Below are 16,948 nucleotides of genomic sequence, written 5' to 3'. Positions count from 1 at the left end.
GGTCAGTATAGATGTCTAATTCCGCGAGTTCTTCCGGAACGGAGCAGGTAGTTCAGCTCAAGGTTCACGCTTCACTGATGACATTCGATGCCGGGCTGTATTGCGTGTTCCTCCCCCCTGAATACGCGGCGCAAAGCGTCAACGGATACCCTGCGGTGACTGTCAGTCAGGCACCGAACATGCCGGCAGGCATCGTGACGATCAAAACCTTCGAGGATGACGGAATCATCAGCAGCAGCCATGGCGCGGGTGCCGGTGCGGCGTTGGTGCGCGTGTCACGCGGGCCAGCCCAGGTGATGGTGACCACGTATCAGGCCCCTGACAGTACAACCCCCGCACCGGGTATCCAGGTCGCTCGTCTCTCGGGTGAGCCGGTCATCGCAGCCCCCGGTGCCCATGCGGCTCCGGCCGCGACGAACCCTGCCGCGGCCCCGGCAGCCTCACCGGCGCAGGACGAGAAGCCCGAGCTTGCCGCCCATATCCAGCGCCGTGGCGATGTCCTTGCCAAGATCGGAGACTGGATGGGCGAGCCCGGCAGCCAGAACTGGATCGAGGGTTTCGGCATCGCCCCGCAGGCGCTCGTTTCCCCCGAAGACATCGAGTATCAGGCGGTTCTGGGCAAAGGCTGGTTGTCTCCCTGGGCAGAAGCCGGACAATATTGCGGCTCACGCGGCATGGCCCTGCCTATTCTCGGCCTGTGTGTTCGCCTCAAGAACGGTGCGGAAGAGAAATACGATCTGGCGATCAGCGCGACTTTCACGGATGGCACGCGCATCGGACCGCTCAAGGGTGGCGAGACGCTGGAAGCCGAATCCCTGGCTCCGCTCGAAGCCTTCCAGCTCGAAATCGTGCCTCATGGTACGACACCCTCGAAGGAGGATACTGCTGCAAACGAAGTGCGTTCGCCCAAGCCAGTCAAAAAAGCGCCGGCTCGTCGCAAGACAGCCTGAGGCTGACAGGAAAACCGGTCGCGGGCGGTAAGCATCCGCTCGCCCGATAGTCTCCGTCGAGCCCTTCACTGGGCATTCCGCGCCTCGTAGTACTCCAGACAGGCGGCGTTTCCGCACCGACCATGGAGTATGACGGCCCGAAGGGTCTTGCCCCGGCAGGATCCTTTTCGGCATTCTGAGCGTCACTCACCATAAAGGCCTGCCTGCTTTGCGTTTCCTTTTCGTGCACCAGAATTTCCCCGGTCAGTTCCTGCATCTGGTCCGGCATCTGCACGAACAAGGGGAGCATGAAATCGTCTTCATCTCTGAGGCGAATGAGGGTCATCTTCCGGGGGTTAGGCGCGTGCTCTACCGGCAGGAGCGTGTTGTCTCGCCCCACACTCATCCCTCCCTCAGGGAACTCGAAATGGGGCTGAGCCGTGCCGAGGCTGTCGCCAGGGCGGCCCAGACACTCAAGGGTTTAGGTTACACGCCAGATATCATCATCGGCCATCATGGATGGGGAGAGCTCCTTAATCTGGTCGACGTGTATCCAGCGACACCTATTCTTGGTTACTTCGAGTTTTTCTACCATACTGACAAAAATGACGTAGATTTCGATCCCGAATTCCCGCCAAGGCCGGATCTGGCTCCGAATGTACGGATCAAGAACAGCATCAATCTACTGGCGCTCAACCTGAACCAGCACGGTCAGACACCGACCCTTTTCCAGAAAGGCACCTATCCTGAGTGGGCACAGAGCCAGATTGCCCTGCTGAGAGAAGGCGTCAATCTGGATCTCTGTGCGCCCGAGCCGGAGGTCTTCACGCGTGATGTGATGCTTGGCCCGCATCTGATACGGCGACAGGACAAGCTCGTAACGTTCGTCGCCCGTAATCTTGAACCATATCGGGGCATCCACAGCTTCATGAGAGCACTGCCCCGTGTGCTGCGCGAACGTCCGGACGCCCGTATCGTGTTGATCGGGGGGGACGGGACCAGCTATGGCGCTCAGCCTCCGGCAGATGCAGGGAGCTGGCGCGATATCTTCCTGCGCGAGATCGAGGGGCAGATCGACATGGACCGCGTGCATTTCATGGGCAAGGTCGATTACGACGTGTTCCGTCTGACGCTCAGGCGATCAGACGCCCATGTCTATCTGACCTATCCCTTCGTAGCGTCCTGGTCGCTGCGTGAGGCGATGGCCACGGGCTGTGCGATCGTAGGGAGCCGTACCGCACCAGTCGAGGAATTCATCACGGACCGGCGTACCGGGCTTCTCGCCCCGTTCCTGGAGCCTGATCGAATTGCAGAATCGATTTTGGAAGTACTGGAAAACCGGGATCTGGCCGGGACATTGCGTCATGAGGCCCGCCGCTATGCGGAGAAACATCTCTCGCTGAACGGCTATCTTGCTCTGTACGACCAGTTGATCCGCCGAGTCATTGGCTGATTGAGCTGCCCGGGCGCTGTTCATGAAAAAGGCCGGATCGGCTGAGCGATCCGGCCTTTTTCGTTGAGACCTGCTGAATAATCCAGCCCTTTCGGGCCGGAGACCGGTCAGAAGATTTCGATATGGGACTTGAAGCCGAGAACCGCTGCGTCCTTCAGGCCCTGCTGGGCACCCGGACGGATGAAGTACTGGAAATCGGGAGCGAAGGTGATGCCGCGCCATACGCGGATCTGATACATCGCTTCGATCACCATCCCGTTGGTCTGCGGGAAGAATGACCCGTTCAGCAGGGTCTGATAGCCGAGGCTCTGCTGGATCTGCTGCGCGGTCTTCACCTTCTTGGAGACCTGGATGTAGCTGAAGTTCACGCCCCAGGCATCGAGCGGACGGGACTTCCAGAAGCCGCGATCCAGCACGCCGAGAGAGAACTGGCGCTCGCGGGTCTGGGTGACGGGCGAGTTATTGTAGAAGACGCCAAGGAGGGTCATGCCGGCATCGGGACCATTACCCTTGTGGCGCATGATCATCTGGTCAGCCAGGGCATAGGCAGACCACGAGTTGTTATGCACCTTGCGGGCCTGACCTGTTACAGCCCAGTAATTGTCGTTGATATCGTAGAGTACGTCGGGATGAGGTGCCGTATCGACAATGCCACCGATCTTGTAGTGACCGGGCAGCTTATCCTTGCCGAAGATGGGTTCCCATCCGGCTTCGACCGGTGCGGCTTCGCCGTTGATATCGGCGCCGTTCCACTTGAAGCCTGTACGCATCTGTTTGACGCCGTAAATGCCCATCGTGTTGAAGTACACACCGGCCTGGATATAGGTGTACTGCGACGGACGGACACGAATGCGGGCGGCCCAGTTCGAGTCAGGATAGGACGAGTGGCTGGTATTGTCGGACGATGCTTTCGGGTTACCGCAGAAAGCATTGTTCATGAAGTTGCAGTACAGCGGGTTCGATGAGAAGTCGGTCAGCAGGGGAATACGACCGGCTGCGATATCGAGATGACCGTTGTAGAGGGTCTCTTCGCCATAGACATAGACGAGATGGACGACCACGTTGCCGCCAGCGCCATAGATTTCCTGGCTGGGGTTCAGGTTGTCACCGAACATGCGGCTGGCGGGGATGCCGTAGCGACCGACCATCATGGTGTGGGTTGAAAACCCTCTTACGCCAGCGAGCTTTTCCCAGTCGATATCGGTTTCGAAGCCATACTGGCCCGCGTTGCTGCTCCCCTGTTTCAAGCCCAGATTCTTGGTCGGGCTGGTGATGGCGCCAGCGAATTCGTTGGTCGTGTCGAGCAGGATCGCGACACCATGCTGGCGCAGCCAGGTATTCCAGCCCCAGGGATCGTCAAAGATCGCTTCCGGATGAGGCAGCGGGGGGACGGAGGAGTTCTGGAAATTGACGGTGCCGATCGGGCTCGAGACACGAACGGCGGGGGCGAGACCCGTGCTGTTCGGTGCGCCGCCCGCCAGAGGCGACTGCGCCTGAGCTGACGGGATGGCTGAGAAGGTGGCGAGGGCTGTGGTGACGACACCCAGCGCCTTTAGGGAAGTACGGGGAAGAGACATGAGGGCAGTCCGCCAGTCGGATGGATAACGCAGGGTTCCGGTGCTTTGAGGGAAGAGGATTTCCTTCCTGATCCCAACATGACCCTTTTATTACATTTGATTTAGATTTGGCAACATGACTGGGGCGGTATATGGCCTCACAGCCCTGTGATACAGAAAACCGGAAAGACGGTGTGTCTTTCCGGTCACTGTTTATTACAGCGAGAGCTGATTACTTGGCAGCTTCAAGTGCTGCAAGAATCGCTTTCTTTGCTTCTTCCGGGCCTTCCCAGCCCGAGACTTTCACCCACTTGTTGGGCTCAAGATCCTTGTAGCGTTCGAAGAAGTGTCCGATAGCCTTCAGCGTGATTTCCGGCAGATCGTTGATGGTCTTTACATCGGTGTACTGCGTATGGATCTTGTCATGCGGCACGCAGATGATCTTCTCATCCTGGCCGCTCTCATCTTCCATCTTCAGCATGCCGATCGGACGTGCACGGATGACCGCACCCGGAACGATCGGGCCCGGAGCGAGCACAAGCGCATCAGCCGGATCGCCGTCTGCGGCCAGCGTGTTGGGGATGAAGCCGTAGGCAGCCGGGTAGTTCATCGGGGTGAACAGGAAGCGGTCGACGAAAACCGCGCCGCTCTCCTTATCGACTTCATACTTGACCGAAGAGCCCTGAGGGATCTCGATGACAACATTGATGTCGTCGGGAACAGACTTGCCGGGGGAGATTTTGGTGACGTCCATCACTTCATTTCCTGGAAGGGTTGAATTTATGGTGCGATCCTAGCGGTTCGACAGGACGCTGCACAGACGCCGTAACGTTATGTACCGGACATATTGTTAACATCGCCACGTTTTTCCGTTTTGATGTGTTCTATACGCGTCATCGTTCGGCGTTTCTCAGCGGTCCACATGACCGAGGTCCCGCTCCGGAGCGATGATATCGCGCAGACGCTGCTTGATCTCCTTCGGGCCGGGGAAGCCCCCATCGCGTTTGCGCTCCCACAGAAGCACGTCCCCGACCGTGATGCTGAAATGCCCCCCGGTATCCGGCACCAGTGCGACCTCACCAAGGTCGGTTCCGAAGCTGGAAAGCAACTCCTGCGCGATCCAGGCGGAGCGCAGCATCCAGTTGCACTGCGTGCAATAGCGTATCGCGATACGCGGCTTCGAGGAATCATCGGGGAGAGAAGGCTGTGTCGTCATGGGGTGCATTCCCACTGCAGCAGGCGTTGGAAAAGAATCTGGCCACCGGTCCCGGGTGGTCGAACACTGGATTTCCCTAACACCGGGAATTTGGGGCGAATACGGATTTCTTTGCCGCGCCGTCTTGCAAAAAGAAGGGAATTGCGCGATTCCGAGCCTAACCTGTGCGCCTGTAGCTCAATTGGTTAGAGCAGGCCGCTCATAACGGCTTGGTTGCGGGTTCGAGTCCTGCCGGGCGCAGGGGTTTTCGCTCCGTACAGGAGCGCACTCGAGCCGCGTTCTCGTCTTTTCCGACCGACCATTTCATCAGGAGATCCGTCATGGCCGCCTATCAGTATGTCTATGTCATGAAGGACCTGACGAAGGCCTATCCCGGGGGGCGTGAAGTCTTCAAGGGTATCACCCTGTCCTTCCTCCCCGGCGTCAAGATCGGTGTGCTCGGTGTGAACGGTGCCGGTAAGTCCACGCTGCTCAAGATCATGGCCGGTATCGAAAAGGAATATGGCGGCGAGGCCTGGGGCGCCGAAGGCGCGCGCATCGGTTATCTGGAGCAGGAGCCCAAGCTCGACGAGTCCCTGACCGTCGGTGAGAACGTGGCACTCGGCTTCGGTGACCTGAAGCACGCGGTGGATCGCTTCAACGAGATCTCGATGGCGTTCGCCGAGCCGATGACCGACGATGAAATGACCGCTCTTCTGGCCGAACAGGCCGAGTTGCAGGAAAAGATCGACGCCGGCGACGGCTGGGAGCTCGATCGCAAGCTCGAGATCGCGCTTGAAGCCCTGCGCTGCCCGCCTGCCGACAGCCCCGTCACCATGCTTTCTGGTGGTGAGCGCCGTCGCGTGGCGTTGTGCCGCCTGCTGCTCGAAAAGCCTGACCTGCTGCTGCTCGACGAACCGACCAACCATCTCGATGCCGAGAGCGTGGCCTGGCTCGAAAAGACCCTGCGCGATTATCAGGGCACCGTCATGGTCATCACCCATGACCGTTACTTCCTCGACAATGTCACGAACTGGATTCTCGAAATCGAGCGCGGTCGTGGCTATCCTTTCGAAGGCAATTACTCATCCTGGCTGACCCAGAAGCGCAAGCGTCTTGCCCAGGAGGAGAAGGAAGAGAGCTCGCGCCAGCGCGCCCTTGCCGCCGAGCAGGAATGGATCAGCGCCTCGCCCAAGGCCCGTCAGGCCAAGAGCAAGGCCCGTATCACCAAATACGAGGAAATGCTTGCCGCCAGTCAGGAGCGTGCCGGTGGCACGGCCGATATCGTCATCACCCCCGGCCCCCGTCTGGGTGGCACGGTCATCGAGGCCGAGAATCTCTCCAAGGGCTTTGGCGATCGCTTGCTGATCGACGGTCTGAACTTCAAGCTGCCGCCGGGTGGTATCGTGGGCGTGATCGGGCCAAACGGCGCGGGTAAGTCCACGCTGTTCAAGATGATCACGGGTCAGGATCAGCCGGATGGCGGTGCGCTCAAGATCGGTGACACGGTCAAGCTCGGTTATGTCGACCAGTCCCGCGACTCGCTCGATGACAGCAAGACGGTGTGGGAAGAAATCTCGGGCGGTACGGATGTCATCCAGCTTGGCAAGCGCACAGTGCCGTCACGCGCCTATGTCGGGGCATTCAACTTCAAGGGCTCGGATCAGCAGAAGCGCGTTGGAGTGCTCTCGGGCGGTGAGCGTAACCGCGTGCATCTGGCCAAGATGCTCAAGAAGGACAGCAATGTCATTCTGCTCGACGAACCGACCAACGATCTCGATGTCGACACGCTGCGCGCGCTCGAAGACGCTCTGGCGGAATTTGCCGGTTGCGCCGTGGTCATCTCGCATGATCGCTGGTTCCTCGACCGTCTTGCTACGCATATCCTGGCCTTCGAAGGCGATAGCCATGTCGAATGGTTCGAGGGTAACTTCCAGGATTATGAAGAAGACAAGCGCCGCCGCCTCGGCCCGGATTCGACCGAACCGAGCCGTATCAAGTATCGCCCCATCGCACGCTAAGGGATGAGGATGTCGGAGCGGCGTTTCTCTGACATCTCCCTTGCCGATGTCATGACCGGGTCCGTATCGTGACGCTTGGGCGTCAGATACGGACCCAGCGGCTCGTGCTGCAGCCCGTGAGCTGGCACGACATGCAGGACATGATTCGCCTCAAGACCAATGGCGCCTCGTTCGGGCGTATGCTGGGGGGTGTGCGCTCGCTTCGGCAGGTTGAAGACGAAATGGCCGATGACCTCGCTTTCTGGGCAAAGCGCGGCATCGGCATTTTCACCATTCGCGAAAATAATCGCTTCGTGGGGATTACGGGGCTGCATGAGCGTCCCGACGGGCGCGGTCTGGGCCTGCGTTTTGCGTTGATACCCGAGGCCGCCGGGCGTGGTATTGCGCGTGAGGCAGCGGGTGCAGCGCTGCGTTTTGCGCTGGATGCAGGCGTGGAACGCGTGGTGGGCGTCACCCGCGAGGACAACATGCCTTCCCGCATCGTGCTGGGTAGTATCGGCATGCACCATGTGGAAAGCTTCGAGCGCGATGGTTATCTGATGCTCGTTTATGAAATCAGGTAGGACAGGCGGGCTCCTCCGGCCTAAAGGCGCCCCGTACGCAGTGCCCTGGCCCATTCTGGTCGGCCATTTCTCTCTGCAATTTGTGCCGCCTGCTCCCAGTCATAGGCGACCGTATGGAAGCTGGCAGCCCAGTCGCCATTTGCGTCGTTGAGGAGTGCGTAACGTGCGTGCGGAGAGGTATTACTGATCTGATGAGGGAACGGCTCGGTATCCTCATAGGCGGGAAGACCCACGCTACCGGGATTGATTGCCAGTCTCCCGTCTCCGAATGCCACCTTGCGCTGGATATGGGTATGACCGCACAGGATGATGCGGGCGTCCGTACCCTCGGCGCGGGCGACAATTTCTACCTGCGTGGCGGGATGCAGGCCCTCAGCCGAGACAGTTTCAAGGAAATAGGCCGTGTCGCTGGTGGGGGTGCCATGAACGAGAAGGATATCGTTCTCCAGCCGAAGTGTTGCCGGAAGCCCGGTCATCCAGTCAAAATGGTGAGGGGCAAGAGCCTGGCAGGTGAAGCGGTCTGTTTCGCCCATCTCATGCAATGATTGCGTGAGAAGCTGCCGCTCGTGATTGCCGGCAATAGCAGTCGGGGCGAGGGAGATCAGTCTTTCGGCTGTTTCGAAGGGCAGGAGCGGACCGGAGAAATGGTCGCCGAGAACAACCAGCTGGTCGACGCCATGGAGAGCACAATCTGCCAGGACGGCATCAAGTGCCGCGAGATTGCCGTGTATGTCTGCGAGGACGGCTATTTCCATGAAGCAGGTCTTATCGTCGGGAGCGTTACAGCTTCCGACGATAAGAATCAGTGGTCAGTGGCGGTGAGAGAGCTGACGCTCCAGAGCGCTGATCAGCGTGGCGACATTGCCACCATTGCGGGCGAGGTAAGAGCTGTAGTCCTGTCGCTGGGTCAGACGCAGGCTGGTGCCTTCACCAATCATGTCGACAATTTTCATGCCGCCATCATGGGCAATCAGCAGGCCCATATCGGCCACGGGCTGGCCAGGACGCATAATCTGGGCGCTGACCAGTTCGCCATTGGTCGTATTGGATGTGCCGGTCACCTTGAAACTGACGCCGCGGTAATCGCCGATCTTGTCGGTCACCGCGTTGACCAGAACCTGATGGAACAGCTTCAGATATTGCGCCTGCTGGTCCGGCGTCGCGGTGCGCCAGTAACGACCGAGGCAGAATTTGCCGATGGTGGCGATATCGACGTTATCCTGCAACAGAGGCAGCACTTCGGCGCGCTTCTCGGACAGGGATTTGTCGCTGTTGATGATCCCGACCAGCTTGCCACCGAAAGAGGTGACGAAGCCCTGTGCGTCTTCCGCATGGGCGGGGCTGGACAGGGCCGCGACCGAGACGAGCGCCGTGGTCAGGACACCCAGAGCTGTGCGGCGGGAAAAGGAGAGGCAGGTCTTGAGCATGTCGGGAGGTCCTTAATTGTACCAGTCCGGCACGGTCGCCCGGTGGTCGTTACGTATGGCGTCAACCTGGCTTTGACGGTTCTGCTGCCAGGCGCTTCTGATGAACGCATAGGGATCGAGCGAATCCTGTTCGACCTGATCGATCTCGTCAATATGGCTTGAAAAGCCCCCCAGAACGCCAGCGATATTATAGGCCCAGTTGAAGGTCAGAAGGCCGTAGCCACGGGGCACATAGTTGATCGGCGACAGGCCCTGGGCAATGGCATAGCCGCCCGCGTCACGCAGGGTGTTCGGTCCGAGCCCGGGGAGGAAGAGATAGGGGCCGCTCGGGACGCCCCAGGTTGCCAGCGTCAGCCCGGGATCGCTGTCGTGATGCGGATAGCCCAGTGAGGTCGCAACATCGATGAAACCGGCCGCGCCCAGCGTCATGTTGATCACGTAACGCATGAAATCGTCGCCAGCACGACGCGGCTTGCCTGCACCGACATCGCTGAAGAAGACGGTGGGCATGTACCAGGTCTGGTTCAGGTTATCGATCGAGTTGCGGATCGGCTTTGGAACGGCCCATGCCCAGGCCTTGCCCACGGGGCGCAGCGCGTGGTGATAGGCCCACATCTGGATGCCGTACATCTTGCGGTTGACCGGCTCGTAAGGGTCGTTGGCTTCCTTGTAGTCTGCCAGCGCTTCCGGATCCTTCGGGGGCGGGTTACGCCAGCTCGCGCAGGCGCTCAGGGAGAGGAGGGCTGTCAGCCCGACAAGAAGACGGCCGCCCTTGCGCTTCTCATGCCGTGTCGTTCTGCTCTCGACGGCAGATCCGGCATCGAGCCGGTTATCGGAATCACCTAGCGGTGCGGTCATCGCAATCCCCAAGTCGTGTCAGCGCGCTCGGTCGCGCCAGAAACTGCGCACCTGCCCACGATCGTTTTGTACGAGGCTGGCATCCAGCCCCGGTCTCGTTACCTTTTCGCATCGCTCAAAAGAGCAGCATGACATCGTCTGCCAGCGGGGGAGAAGATGACCGTGCTGTCCCGGGAGAGACGCGGCATCGTGGTTTTCTAGCACGATGTCTGCCAGACGCCAGACTGTAGATGCCAACTCATGCCGCCTCTCTAGCGTTTGAAGAGCCGCATGGTTGGGGCGGAAGGGCCTTATATACTTTGACACAGAGCATTTCTCCGATCAGTGTGGCCGCGAATCAACAGATGGAAGCACCTTGTCCATGAAAGTATTAGTGAAGAGCGCCGTATGTCTGGCGGCGCTTGTCGGGATGATGGACGGTGCGGCGCAGGCGGCGCCCGCTGTGACGGCAGAACCCTGGGGCAAGACCCCTGCCGGTCAGGAAGTGAAGATCGTCACCCTGACCAACGACCATGGTATGACTGTTCGGGTCATCACTTATGGCGGGATCATCCAGTCCGTCGAGGCGCCGGATCGTTCCGGCCATGTGCAGGATCTCGTTCTCGGCTTCGGCACGCTCGATGGTTATACCAAGGACTCAGCAGAGGGCGGGTTGTTCTTTGGTGCGATGATCGGTCGTTATGCCAATCGCCTGGCGCATGGCACGTTCACCGTCGATGGCAAAAGCTACCATACCGATCTGACCGATCCGCCGAACGCGCTCCATGGGGGCAAGGTCGGTTTTGACAAGCATGTCTGGACGCTCGTCGACACAAAGAAGAATGCCAAGGGCGCCTCGGTCACGCTGCGTCTTGTGAGCCCCAATGGCGATCAGGGCTTCCCCGGGACACTCACGACCAATGTGACCTACACCCTCGATGAGAACAATGCGCTCAGCCTGCATTACCAGGCGACCACCGATGCACCGACCGTTCTGAACCTGACCAATCATTCCTATTGGAACCTGAATGGCGAAGGCTCGGGCTCGATCGAGAACGAAGTGCTGCAGGTCAATGCCGAGCGCTATACCCCGACCGACGGCACCTCGATCCCGACAGGAGAACTTGCTCCGGTCAAGAACACACCGCTCGATTTCCGCAAGCCCATGCGCATCGGCGATCGACTGCGCAGCGATTTCTCCCAGATGCTCATTGCCCGTGGTTATGACCATAACTGGGTAGTGGATGGCGCTTATGGCAAGGCTCCGCGCCCGGCCGCTGTGATTTTCGATCCGGCTTCGGGGCGTACGCTTGAGGTATCGACCAATCAGCCTGGTCTGCAGGTCTACACGTCAAATTCGCTGACCGGGAAATACGCGGGCATTTCGCACCGCGCCTATCGTCAGACCGACGCTGTCGCGCTCGAGGCCGAGCACTATCCCGACAGCCCCAACCACCCCGCGTTCCCGACCACGGAACTCCGCCCGGGCCAGCACTTCGATTACACGACGATCTTCAAGCTCGGGACACGCTGAGCCGGTCCTATGCCTGTGCCCCGCTCTCGGGGCACAGATCACGCATTATGGCGGTGGTGATGGGGAATAAACGCCCCATCGCCTCCCGTTCTTCTTCCATCATGATCTCCCAGAGCGCGCCGCGTTACGAACACGCCGCGATCCGCTGCCAGATGCAGCACAGTCAATGTAGCGCCATGCCGCCCCGTTGCAGGATCTGATGCCAGAGCGACGCGATGCTTTACCTCCAGTTCGAGAGGGCGTTCGAGTTCGAGCGCCACTCTGTGACTCCGCCAGGTCATGGCCAGTTCGGTTTCGCCATGGGCACGGCCATAGGTGAGGGACATGGCATCTTTCAGCGCGATCTGATGAGCGGCGCTGCCGAGCATGAAGATTCCGGCCAGGGCTGCAGCCGCGTGACCGATGCGGCAGAACTGGGCGTGGGTCAGCAGGGGTAGAACCAGACGGGTCATCTGAAGCGCGACGATGGCCGAGGCCCCGACAACCAGCCCGGCCACGAGCACGGAGTGATCGAACAGGCCGAAACGCGCGTAGAGCACCAGCTTGATTGCGTGAAGCAGCACCTCATTGGCGGCGCGTGTGGCGATGATGGCTTCTTTCTGCAGGCCGAGCTTCTGGTAGAACCGGTTGAACAGGAGGCCCGTTGCGCCCGTGAATCCCGAGATGAAGCCGGCTGCAAAACCGATGACGGGGAGGCTGCGCCAGCAGGCAGGATCGGGCTGGATCGTTGCCTGCGGGCGCAGGAGAAGCACGACATTGCCACTCAGGAACAATCCCAGAAGCAGTTCGAGGTAGACGGGTGGCATGAGGCGCAAACAGTAAACGCCCAATGCGGCGGCTGGCAGCGCTGCGGGCAGGAACAGAAGCACCACGCGCCACATGATGGCGCGCCGGAATGTCGCGATTCTGCCCATCGTACTGATCATCGTACCGATGGAGAGAGCTGCCGGGATACGCGATGCGGTCAGCATCAACCCCAGCATGGGCATGATGACGAGCCCGGCCCCACCGCCAGCGACCGAGGAGATGGTGAAGGCTGCGCAGGACACAATGAAAAGGAGCGGGACGAGCAGCATCACAGGGCTTTCCGTTTCCGTGTTCCCCTGCGCCTTGTGGCATCGGGAGTTTCGGTCAGGGAGCTTAACTGAGAATTATTCGCAGCTATCCGACAAATCATGTCTGCCTGAGACAGAGAGCAACGCGGGGGGCTCGGCCGATCGCAGGGCGCAAGCTCAAAGCTTGCGGTCGCGCTTGATCCTGTCCCAGGCCGCATTGATGCGCGCTACGCGATCGGCGGCCTTGGCCATGGCATCGGGGGGCAGATTTTTCTGGCTCAGCACATCGGGATGATGTTCGCGTATCAGCACACGCCAGCGCGTGCGCACTTCCTGATCCGTGGCCGAGCGCGTGAGCCCGAGTTCGACATAGGCATCGTTCTCGTTGCTTGCCGAGCCTGAGCGCCCACTCTCCGCCCTGTCCCACGCGCCGGGAGGCAGGCCGAATGCCGCATGCACCTTTTGCAGGAAGGCGGTCTCTGCCGGATGGAGCGGCGCGCCCGGAGGAAGATCGGCACGGGCAATGACAAACAGCGCCATCAGAAGCTGCTCGAGCGGCGCGCGATCCTTGGCGAAGCCCTTACCGAGTTCGCGGGCATACATTTCGTAGTCATCTGTCCGGTCGCGTGCGCGATCGAACAGCATGCCGACCTCACGCATGTTATCGGCCGGGAACTGGAAAAGAGAGCGAAACGTAGAGATCTCGGCCTTGTTCACGGGACCATCGATCTTGGCCATCTTCGCGCAGAGTGCGACGAGGCCGATGGCATAGAGCTGGTCGGTTTTGCCCAGCAGGGTGGACATCTTGGCAGCGGCCATGAAGGCGGCGCCATTGGGATCAGGTGCGCCCTTGGTACGCCAGTGCTCATGCCAGCCGCCAGCAGGCGTTACGAGCAGCGACCCCCGGTCGGCAGCATGCCCCAGAGCAGCCCCCATGAGTGCGCCCATCGGCCCGCCTACCGCGAAGCCGGCCACACCGCCAAACATCTTACCCCAGAATGCCATGACCTACCGGTAGCATGAGGGCAGGGCGGAGTTCAAACGCTGGCTGGACGATCTGCAGCACTACCCGCAGGGGTATCCGTTTCCTGATGAGCAGTCCGGTCGGGTGCAAGACGCGGCAGACAGTCACCCAGTGCGTTGATCAGTGCTGGCAGGTCGTAGGGTTTGGGAAGGATCGTCACGGAGGGATCGCCCTGCACCGAATGACTGTCACCGGTCGCGAACACAATCCCGACACCCGGGCGCAGGATTCTCGCTTGTTCGGCCAGTTCCTTGCCCGATTTACCAGGAAGGTTCACGTCGGTCAGAAGCACATCGACAGGCATGGTCTGCAAAACGATCAGGGCCTCGTCATAATCGGCTGCCTCAACGGTCAGATACCCTGAGTCCCTGAGCATCTCGGTCGTCGTCTGACGGATAAGCCGGTCATCCTCGACGAAAAGTACCGTGACACAGAGGGCCTGTGACGGCGCGCGCGCCTCCTGCGTCACCTCCAATGGTGTTGCGTTACCCGTTGACGCCTGAATGCCGCGTGTCTCGGCAGCACTGCGCTGGGCGCGATTGCCAAGCACGTGGCGAAACTTCCGGGCGAGGGCGTCGCGCGTATAAGGCTTGGAAAGCAGCTCGACCCCGGCATCCAGACGTCCACCATGGACGATGGAGTTCTCGGTATAGCCTGAAGTGAACAGCACCCCGATATTGGGCAGGCGCTCCTTGGCGCGGCGTGCCAGTTCCGGGCTCTTGAGCGTTCCGGGCATGACGACATCGGTGAACAGGATGTCGATGGGCATGCCGCTCTCGATCACGACAAGCGCATTGGCGGCATCGGTGGTTTTCAGCACACGATAACCGAGGTCCGAGAGCATCTCGACCACGGTCGCACGCACCTCGTCATCGTCTTCGACCACGAGCACGGTTTCGGTCCCGCCCGTGACCGGCCCCATATGGTGCTCGATCTCGACATCTTCAGCATCCATAGCGCGCGGCAGATAGAGCTTGATGGTCGTGCCGTCGCCGGGTTCCGAATAGATGTTGATATGACCGCCCGATTGCTTGACGAAGCCATAGACCATGGACAGACCAAGCCCCGAGCCCTTGCCTTCAGCCTTGGTAGAGAAAAAGGGCTCGAACACCTTGGCCAGTATTTCGGGCGTCATGCCCGAACCCGTGTCGCTGACAGCGAGCATCACATACTGACCGGCCTTCACGTCGTCATGCTGGCGCACATAGGCATCATCGAGTTGGGTGTTGCCCAGCTCGATGGTGAGCTTGCCCTGACCCTCCATGGCATCACGTGCGTTGATGGCGAGGTTGAGCAGCGCGTTCTCGATCTGGGCGGGGTCGATGAAGGTATTCCACAACCCGGCAGAGACCACAGTCTCGATCTCGATCCCCTCGCCGATGGCGCGGCGCAGCATGTCATCCATGCCGCGCACGAAGCGTGTCACATTGACGATCTTGGGCTCAAGTGCCTGACGCCGCCCGAAAGCGAGCAACTGGCTGGCAAGGCGCGATCCACGCTGCACCCCGCCCATGGCGCTGGCAATGTGGCGCTCGGCACGAGCATTACCGGCTACATCGCGCCCCAGTAGCTGCAGATTGCCGCTGATGACCTGCAGCAGATTGTTGAAATCATGGGCGACGCCGCCGGTCAGCTTGCCGATCGATTCCATCTTCTGAGCTTGGGCCAGACGGGCCTCGGCCTGGCGACGCTCCGCGATTTCCTCGATCACCCGGTTTTCGAGCGTTTCGTTGAATTTGCGGAGCTGCTCCTCGGCCCTCTGGCGATGCCGCACCTGACGGGCAAGATCTTCCGCATGCTCGCGCAAGGCAGCCTCAGCTGCGCGCTGATGGGTGATGTCGGTATGAACGCCCACCCATTCGGTGATGATGCCAGTCGAGTCGAGAATGGGCAGGGCACGTATGGCGAAGTTTCGCCACTGACCGTCGCGACTGCGCACACGATGCTCATGGACGAACATGGCGCGCGCAGAAACCGAGGCGTTCCAGGCCATAACCGTTGCGGCGGAATCATCGGGATGCACGGCATTGGCCCAGCCAAATCCCTGATAATCCTCATAGGTCTGACCCGTCAGGGCCGCCCATCCCGGCTGCTCGCCCGTCATGCGGCCATCGGCACTATTGGTCCAGAGCACACCATGGACGGCCTGCATGGCGGTACGAAAACGCCTGTCGCTCGCTGCGACCTCGGCGATCCGTCTCGTGCGCTCCTCGATATCGATGCCCAGAATATGCACGCCGGGTATCGAACCATCCTCGGCCATATGCGGCACGTAGCGGAATTCAGTATGGCGGCAGGTGCCGTCCTGCTGCGGCAGTCGTGTTTCGGCCACCACATGATCGCCGGACAAGGCGCGTTCCAGATCCGGGCGGCGGTCCTGATAGACGCGCTCGCCCAGAACCTCGGTCACGGGCCGGTTGACGATGCGATCGAGCGGCAGGCCGAGCCAAGTTTCATAATGCGCATTAGCAAAACGATAGACGTGTTGCCGGTCAACATAAGCGACAAGCATGGGCGTCGCATCGGTCACGCGCCGCAATTCGGCCTCGCTTGAGGCAAGCCGCTTCTCGGCAAGTGCGCGTTCAGTGTTGTTGACGATGGTGCAGAGCACCCCCCTGGGGATTTCACCCGTTTCGTAGACGGGGGTGAAATAGAAATCGAGAATCAGCGTCTCGATCTGGTCCTTGCGGTTCAGCCCGATCTTGCGATTGAGGGAACTGTCGGCCTCCCCGCGCAATCCCGCTTGGATGAAGGGTCTGGCCCAGTCATCAAGCTCAGGGAAAGCCCGTACGAGAGAGGTTCCGAGTGCACAGGGGTGGCGGTCACCCGCGATGATACTAAAGGCGTCATTATAGAAGAGGATCTGTTCCGGTCCCCACAGGAGCATCTTGGCCACGGGAGAGTTGACGATATTGGTAATCGTCGCCCTCAGGGGGTCGGACCATGTGCGTGTCGGGCCAACATCATGTTGTGTCCAGTCCAGCCCGCGTATGAGCGCACCGCATTGGCCGCCAGCAGGCGGGAAAGCGATCCCCTCCTTCTTCGCAGCGTTGGCCATTGTCTCACGCAGCAGGGTGAGACCCGCTTCGATCATGGCACGCTCGTTGGCAAAGCTGCCACGCGTGATCTCGGCCTCGATGAAGGCTTCGAGGCTGTCAGAAGAAGTGGCAGCGCCAGATGGGCAAGACGTCATGGATCGATGAAGCCCCAGCGTCACAAAGGTGAGCATGATGATGTTGTCGTTAAATATCGACAACAATCGTCATTGGCTAGGGGTTCGCTCACGATCGGGTGAGTGGCGGCTCAGTGGTTCGGAAGCCAACCGCATCACGATTGGCACAAAGGCGTCTAACG

At 60.2% G+C, this 16,948-nt stretch carries 14 protein-coding genes and 1 tRNA gene; 6 read left to right on the top strand and 9 right to left on the bottom strand.

All coding sequences use genetic code 11. From position 1 onward, the window contains the following. Nucleotides 1-11 precede the first annotated feature (11 nt). Together AA0535_RS04105 and AA0535_RS04100 are read left to right on the top strand one after the other, a co-directional pair. On the top strand, nucleotides 12-950 hold the full coding sequence (locus AA0535_RS04105; protein ID WP_264814612.1) for a hypothetical protein: 939 nt from the start codon (nucleotides 12-14) through the stop codon (nucleotides 948-950). A 208-nt stretch (nucleotides 951-1,158) separates the two neighbouring features. Then, nucleotides 1,159-2,382, top strand: coding sequence for a glycosyltransferase family 4 protein (locus AA0535_RS04100; RefSeq protein ID WP_264814611.1), 1,224 nt, complete (start codon nucleotides 1,159-1,161; stop codon nucleotides 2,380-2,382). Between the two features lie 107 nt (nucleotides 2,383-2,489). Here AA0535_RS04100 and AA0535_RS04095 read toward each other — a convergent pair whose 3' ends face one another. The 3 genes from AA0535_RS04095 to AA0535_RS04085 all read right to left on the bottom strand — a co-directional run bounded on the left by AA0535_RS04095 (nucleotide 2,490) and on the right by AA0535_RS04085 (nucleotide 5,154). After that, nucleotides 2,490-3,959: a carbohydrate porin gene (locus tag AA0535_RS04095; protein ID WP_264814610.1), complete on the bottom strand. Its 1,470-nt coding sequence runs from the start codon at nucleotides 3,957-3,959 to the stop codon at nucleotides 2,490-2,492. 211 nt (nucleotides 3,960-4,170) lie between these two features. After that, the gene (gene ppa, locus AA0535_RS04090; RefSeq protein WP_264814609.1) at nucleotides 4,171-4,692 is read right to left on the bottom strand and encodes an inorganic diphosphatase; all 522 of its coding nucleotides are present in this window, start codon (nucleotides 4,690-4,692) and stop codon (nucleotides 4,171-4,173) included. 156 nt (nucleotides 4,693-4,848) lie between these two features. After that, on the bottom strand, nucleotides 4,849-5,154 hold the full coding sequence (locus tag AA0535_RS04085; protein WP_264814608.1) for a SelT/SelW/SelH family protein: 306 nt from the start codon (nucleotides 5,152-5,154) through the stop codon (nucleotides 4,849-4,851). A gap of 166 nt (nucleotides 5,155-5,320) precedes the next feature. Between AA0535_RS04085 and AA0535_RS04080 the strand changes: the two genes are divergently transcribed. From AA0535_RS04080 to AA0535_RS04070, 3 genes are all read left to right on the top strand, one after another. Next, a tRNA-Ile gene (locus AA0535_RS04080) sits at nucleotides 5,321-5,394 on the top strand. Between the two features lie 80 nt (nucleotides 5,395-5,474). After that, a complete protein-coding gene (gene ettA, locus AA0535_RS04075) occupies nucleotides 5,475-7,154 on the top strand; it encodes an energy-dependent translational throttle protein EttA (RefSeq protein WP_023979103.1) in 1,680 nt (559 codons plus the stop codon). A gap of 68 nt (nucleotides 7,155-7,222) precedes the next feature. Further along, entirely contained in the window at nucleotides 7,223-7,717 is a 495-nt protein-coding gene (locus AA0535_RS04070) for a GNAT family N-acetyltransferase (RefSeq protein WP_264814607.1), read from the top strand. Between the two features lie 20 nt (nucleotides 7,718-7,737). Here AA0535_RS04070 and AA0535_RS04065 read toward each other — a convergent pair whose 3' ends face one another. Genes AA0535_RS04065 through AA0535_RS04055 form a run of 3 tightly spaced genes read right to left on the bottom strand, consistent with a single transcriptional unit; the run spans nucleotide 7,738 to nucleotide 10,002 of the window. Continuing rightward, a complete protein-coding gene (locus AA0535_RS04065) occupies nucleotides 7,738-8,472 on the bottom strand; it encodes a metallophosphoesterase family protein (RefSeq protein ID WP_264814606.1) in 735 nt (244 codons plus the stop codon). A gap of 54 nt (nucleotides 8,473-8,526) precedes the next feature. Further along, on the bottom strand, nucleotides 8,527-9,144 hold the full coding sequence (locus AA0535_RS04060) for an MlaC/ttg2D family ABC transporter substrate-binding protein (RefSeq protein ID WP_264814605.1): 618 nt from the start codon (nucleotides 9,142-9,144) through the stop codon (nucleotides 8,527-8,529). A 12-nt stretch (nucleotides 9,145-9,156) separates the two neighbouring features. Next, entirely contained in the window at nucleotides 9,157-10,002 is an 846-nt protein-coding gene (locus AA0535_RS04055) for an MlaA family lipoprotein (RefSeq protein WP_264814604.1), read from the bottom strand. A gap of 361 nt (nucleotides 10,003-10,363) precedes the next feature. Here AA0535_RS04055 and AA0535_RS04050 point away from each other — a divergent pair, with 361 nt between their 5' ends. Further along, complete coding sequence (locus AA0535_RS04050; RefSeq protein WP_264814603.1) at nucleotides 10,364-11,515, top strand: aldose epimerase family protein; 1,152 nt, start codon at nucleotides 10,364-10,366, stop codon at nucleotides 11,513-11,515. Nucleotides 11,516-11,553: 38 nt separating this feature from the next. On the opposite strand, the gene AA0535_RS04045 is transcribed toward AA0535_RS04050, so the two are convergent. From AA0535_RS04045 to AA0535_RS04035, 3 genes are all read right to left on the bottom strand, one after another. Continuing rightward, nucleotides 11,554-12,591, bottom strand: coding sequence for a sulfite exporter TauE/SafE family protein (locus AA0535_RS04045; protein ID WP_264814723.1), 1,038 nt, complete (start codon nucleotides 12,589-12,591; stop codon nucleotides 11,554-11,556). 156 nt (nucleotides 12,592-12,747) lie between these two features. Further along, nucleotides 12,748-13,575 (bottom strand): TerB family tellurite resistance protein, encoded by an 828-nt coding sequence (locus AA0535_RS04040; protein WP_264814602.1) that lies wholly within the window; start codon nucleotides 13,573-13,575, stop codon nucleotides 12,748-12,750. Between the two features lie 32 nt (nucleotides 13,576-13,607). Next, a complete protein-coding gene (locus tag AA0535_RS04035; RefSeq protein ID WP_264814601.1) occupies nucleotides 13,608-16,823 on the bottom strand; it encodes a response regulator in 3,216 nt (1,071 codons plus the stop codon). Between the last annotated feature and the right edge of the window lie 125 nt (nucleotides 16,824-16,948).

It is taken from the genome of Asaia krungthepensis NRIC 0535 (genome assembly GCF_025995175.1).
GTDB lineage: Bacteria > Pseudomonadota > Alphaproteobacteria > Acetobacterales > Acetobacteraceae > Asaia > Asaia krungthepensis.
Note: the sequence above shows the minus strand (reverse complement) of the source record. Positions and strands in the feature narration are given on the sequence as shown.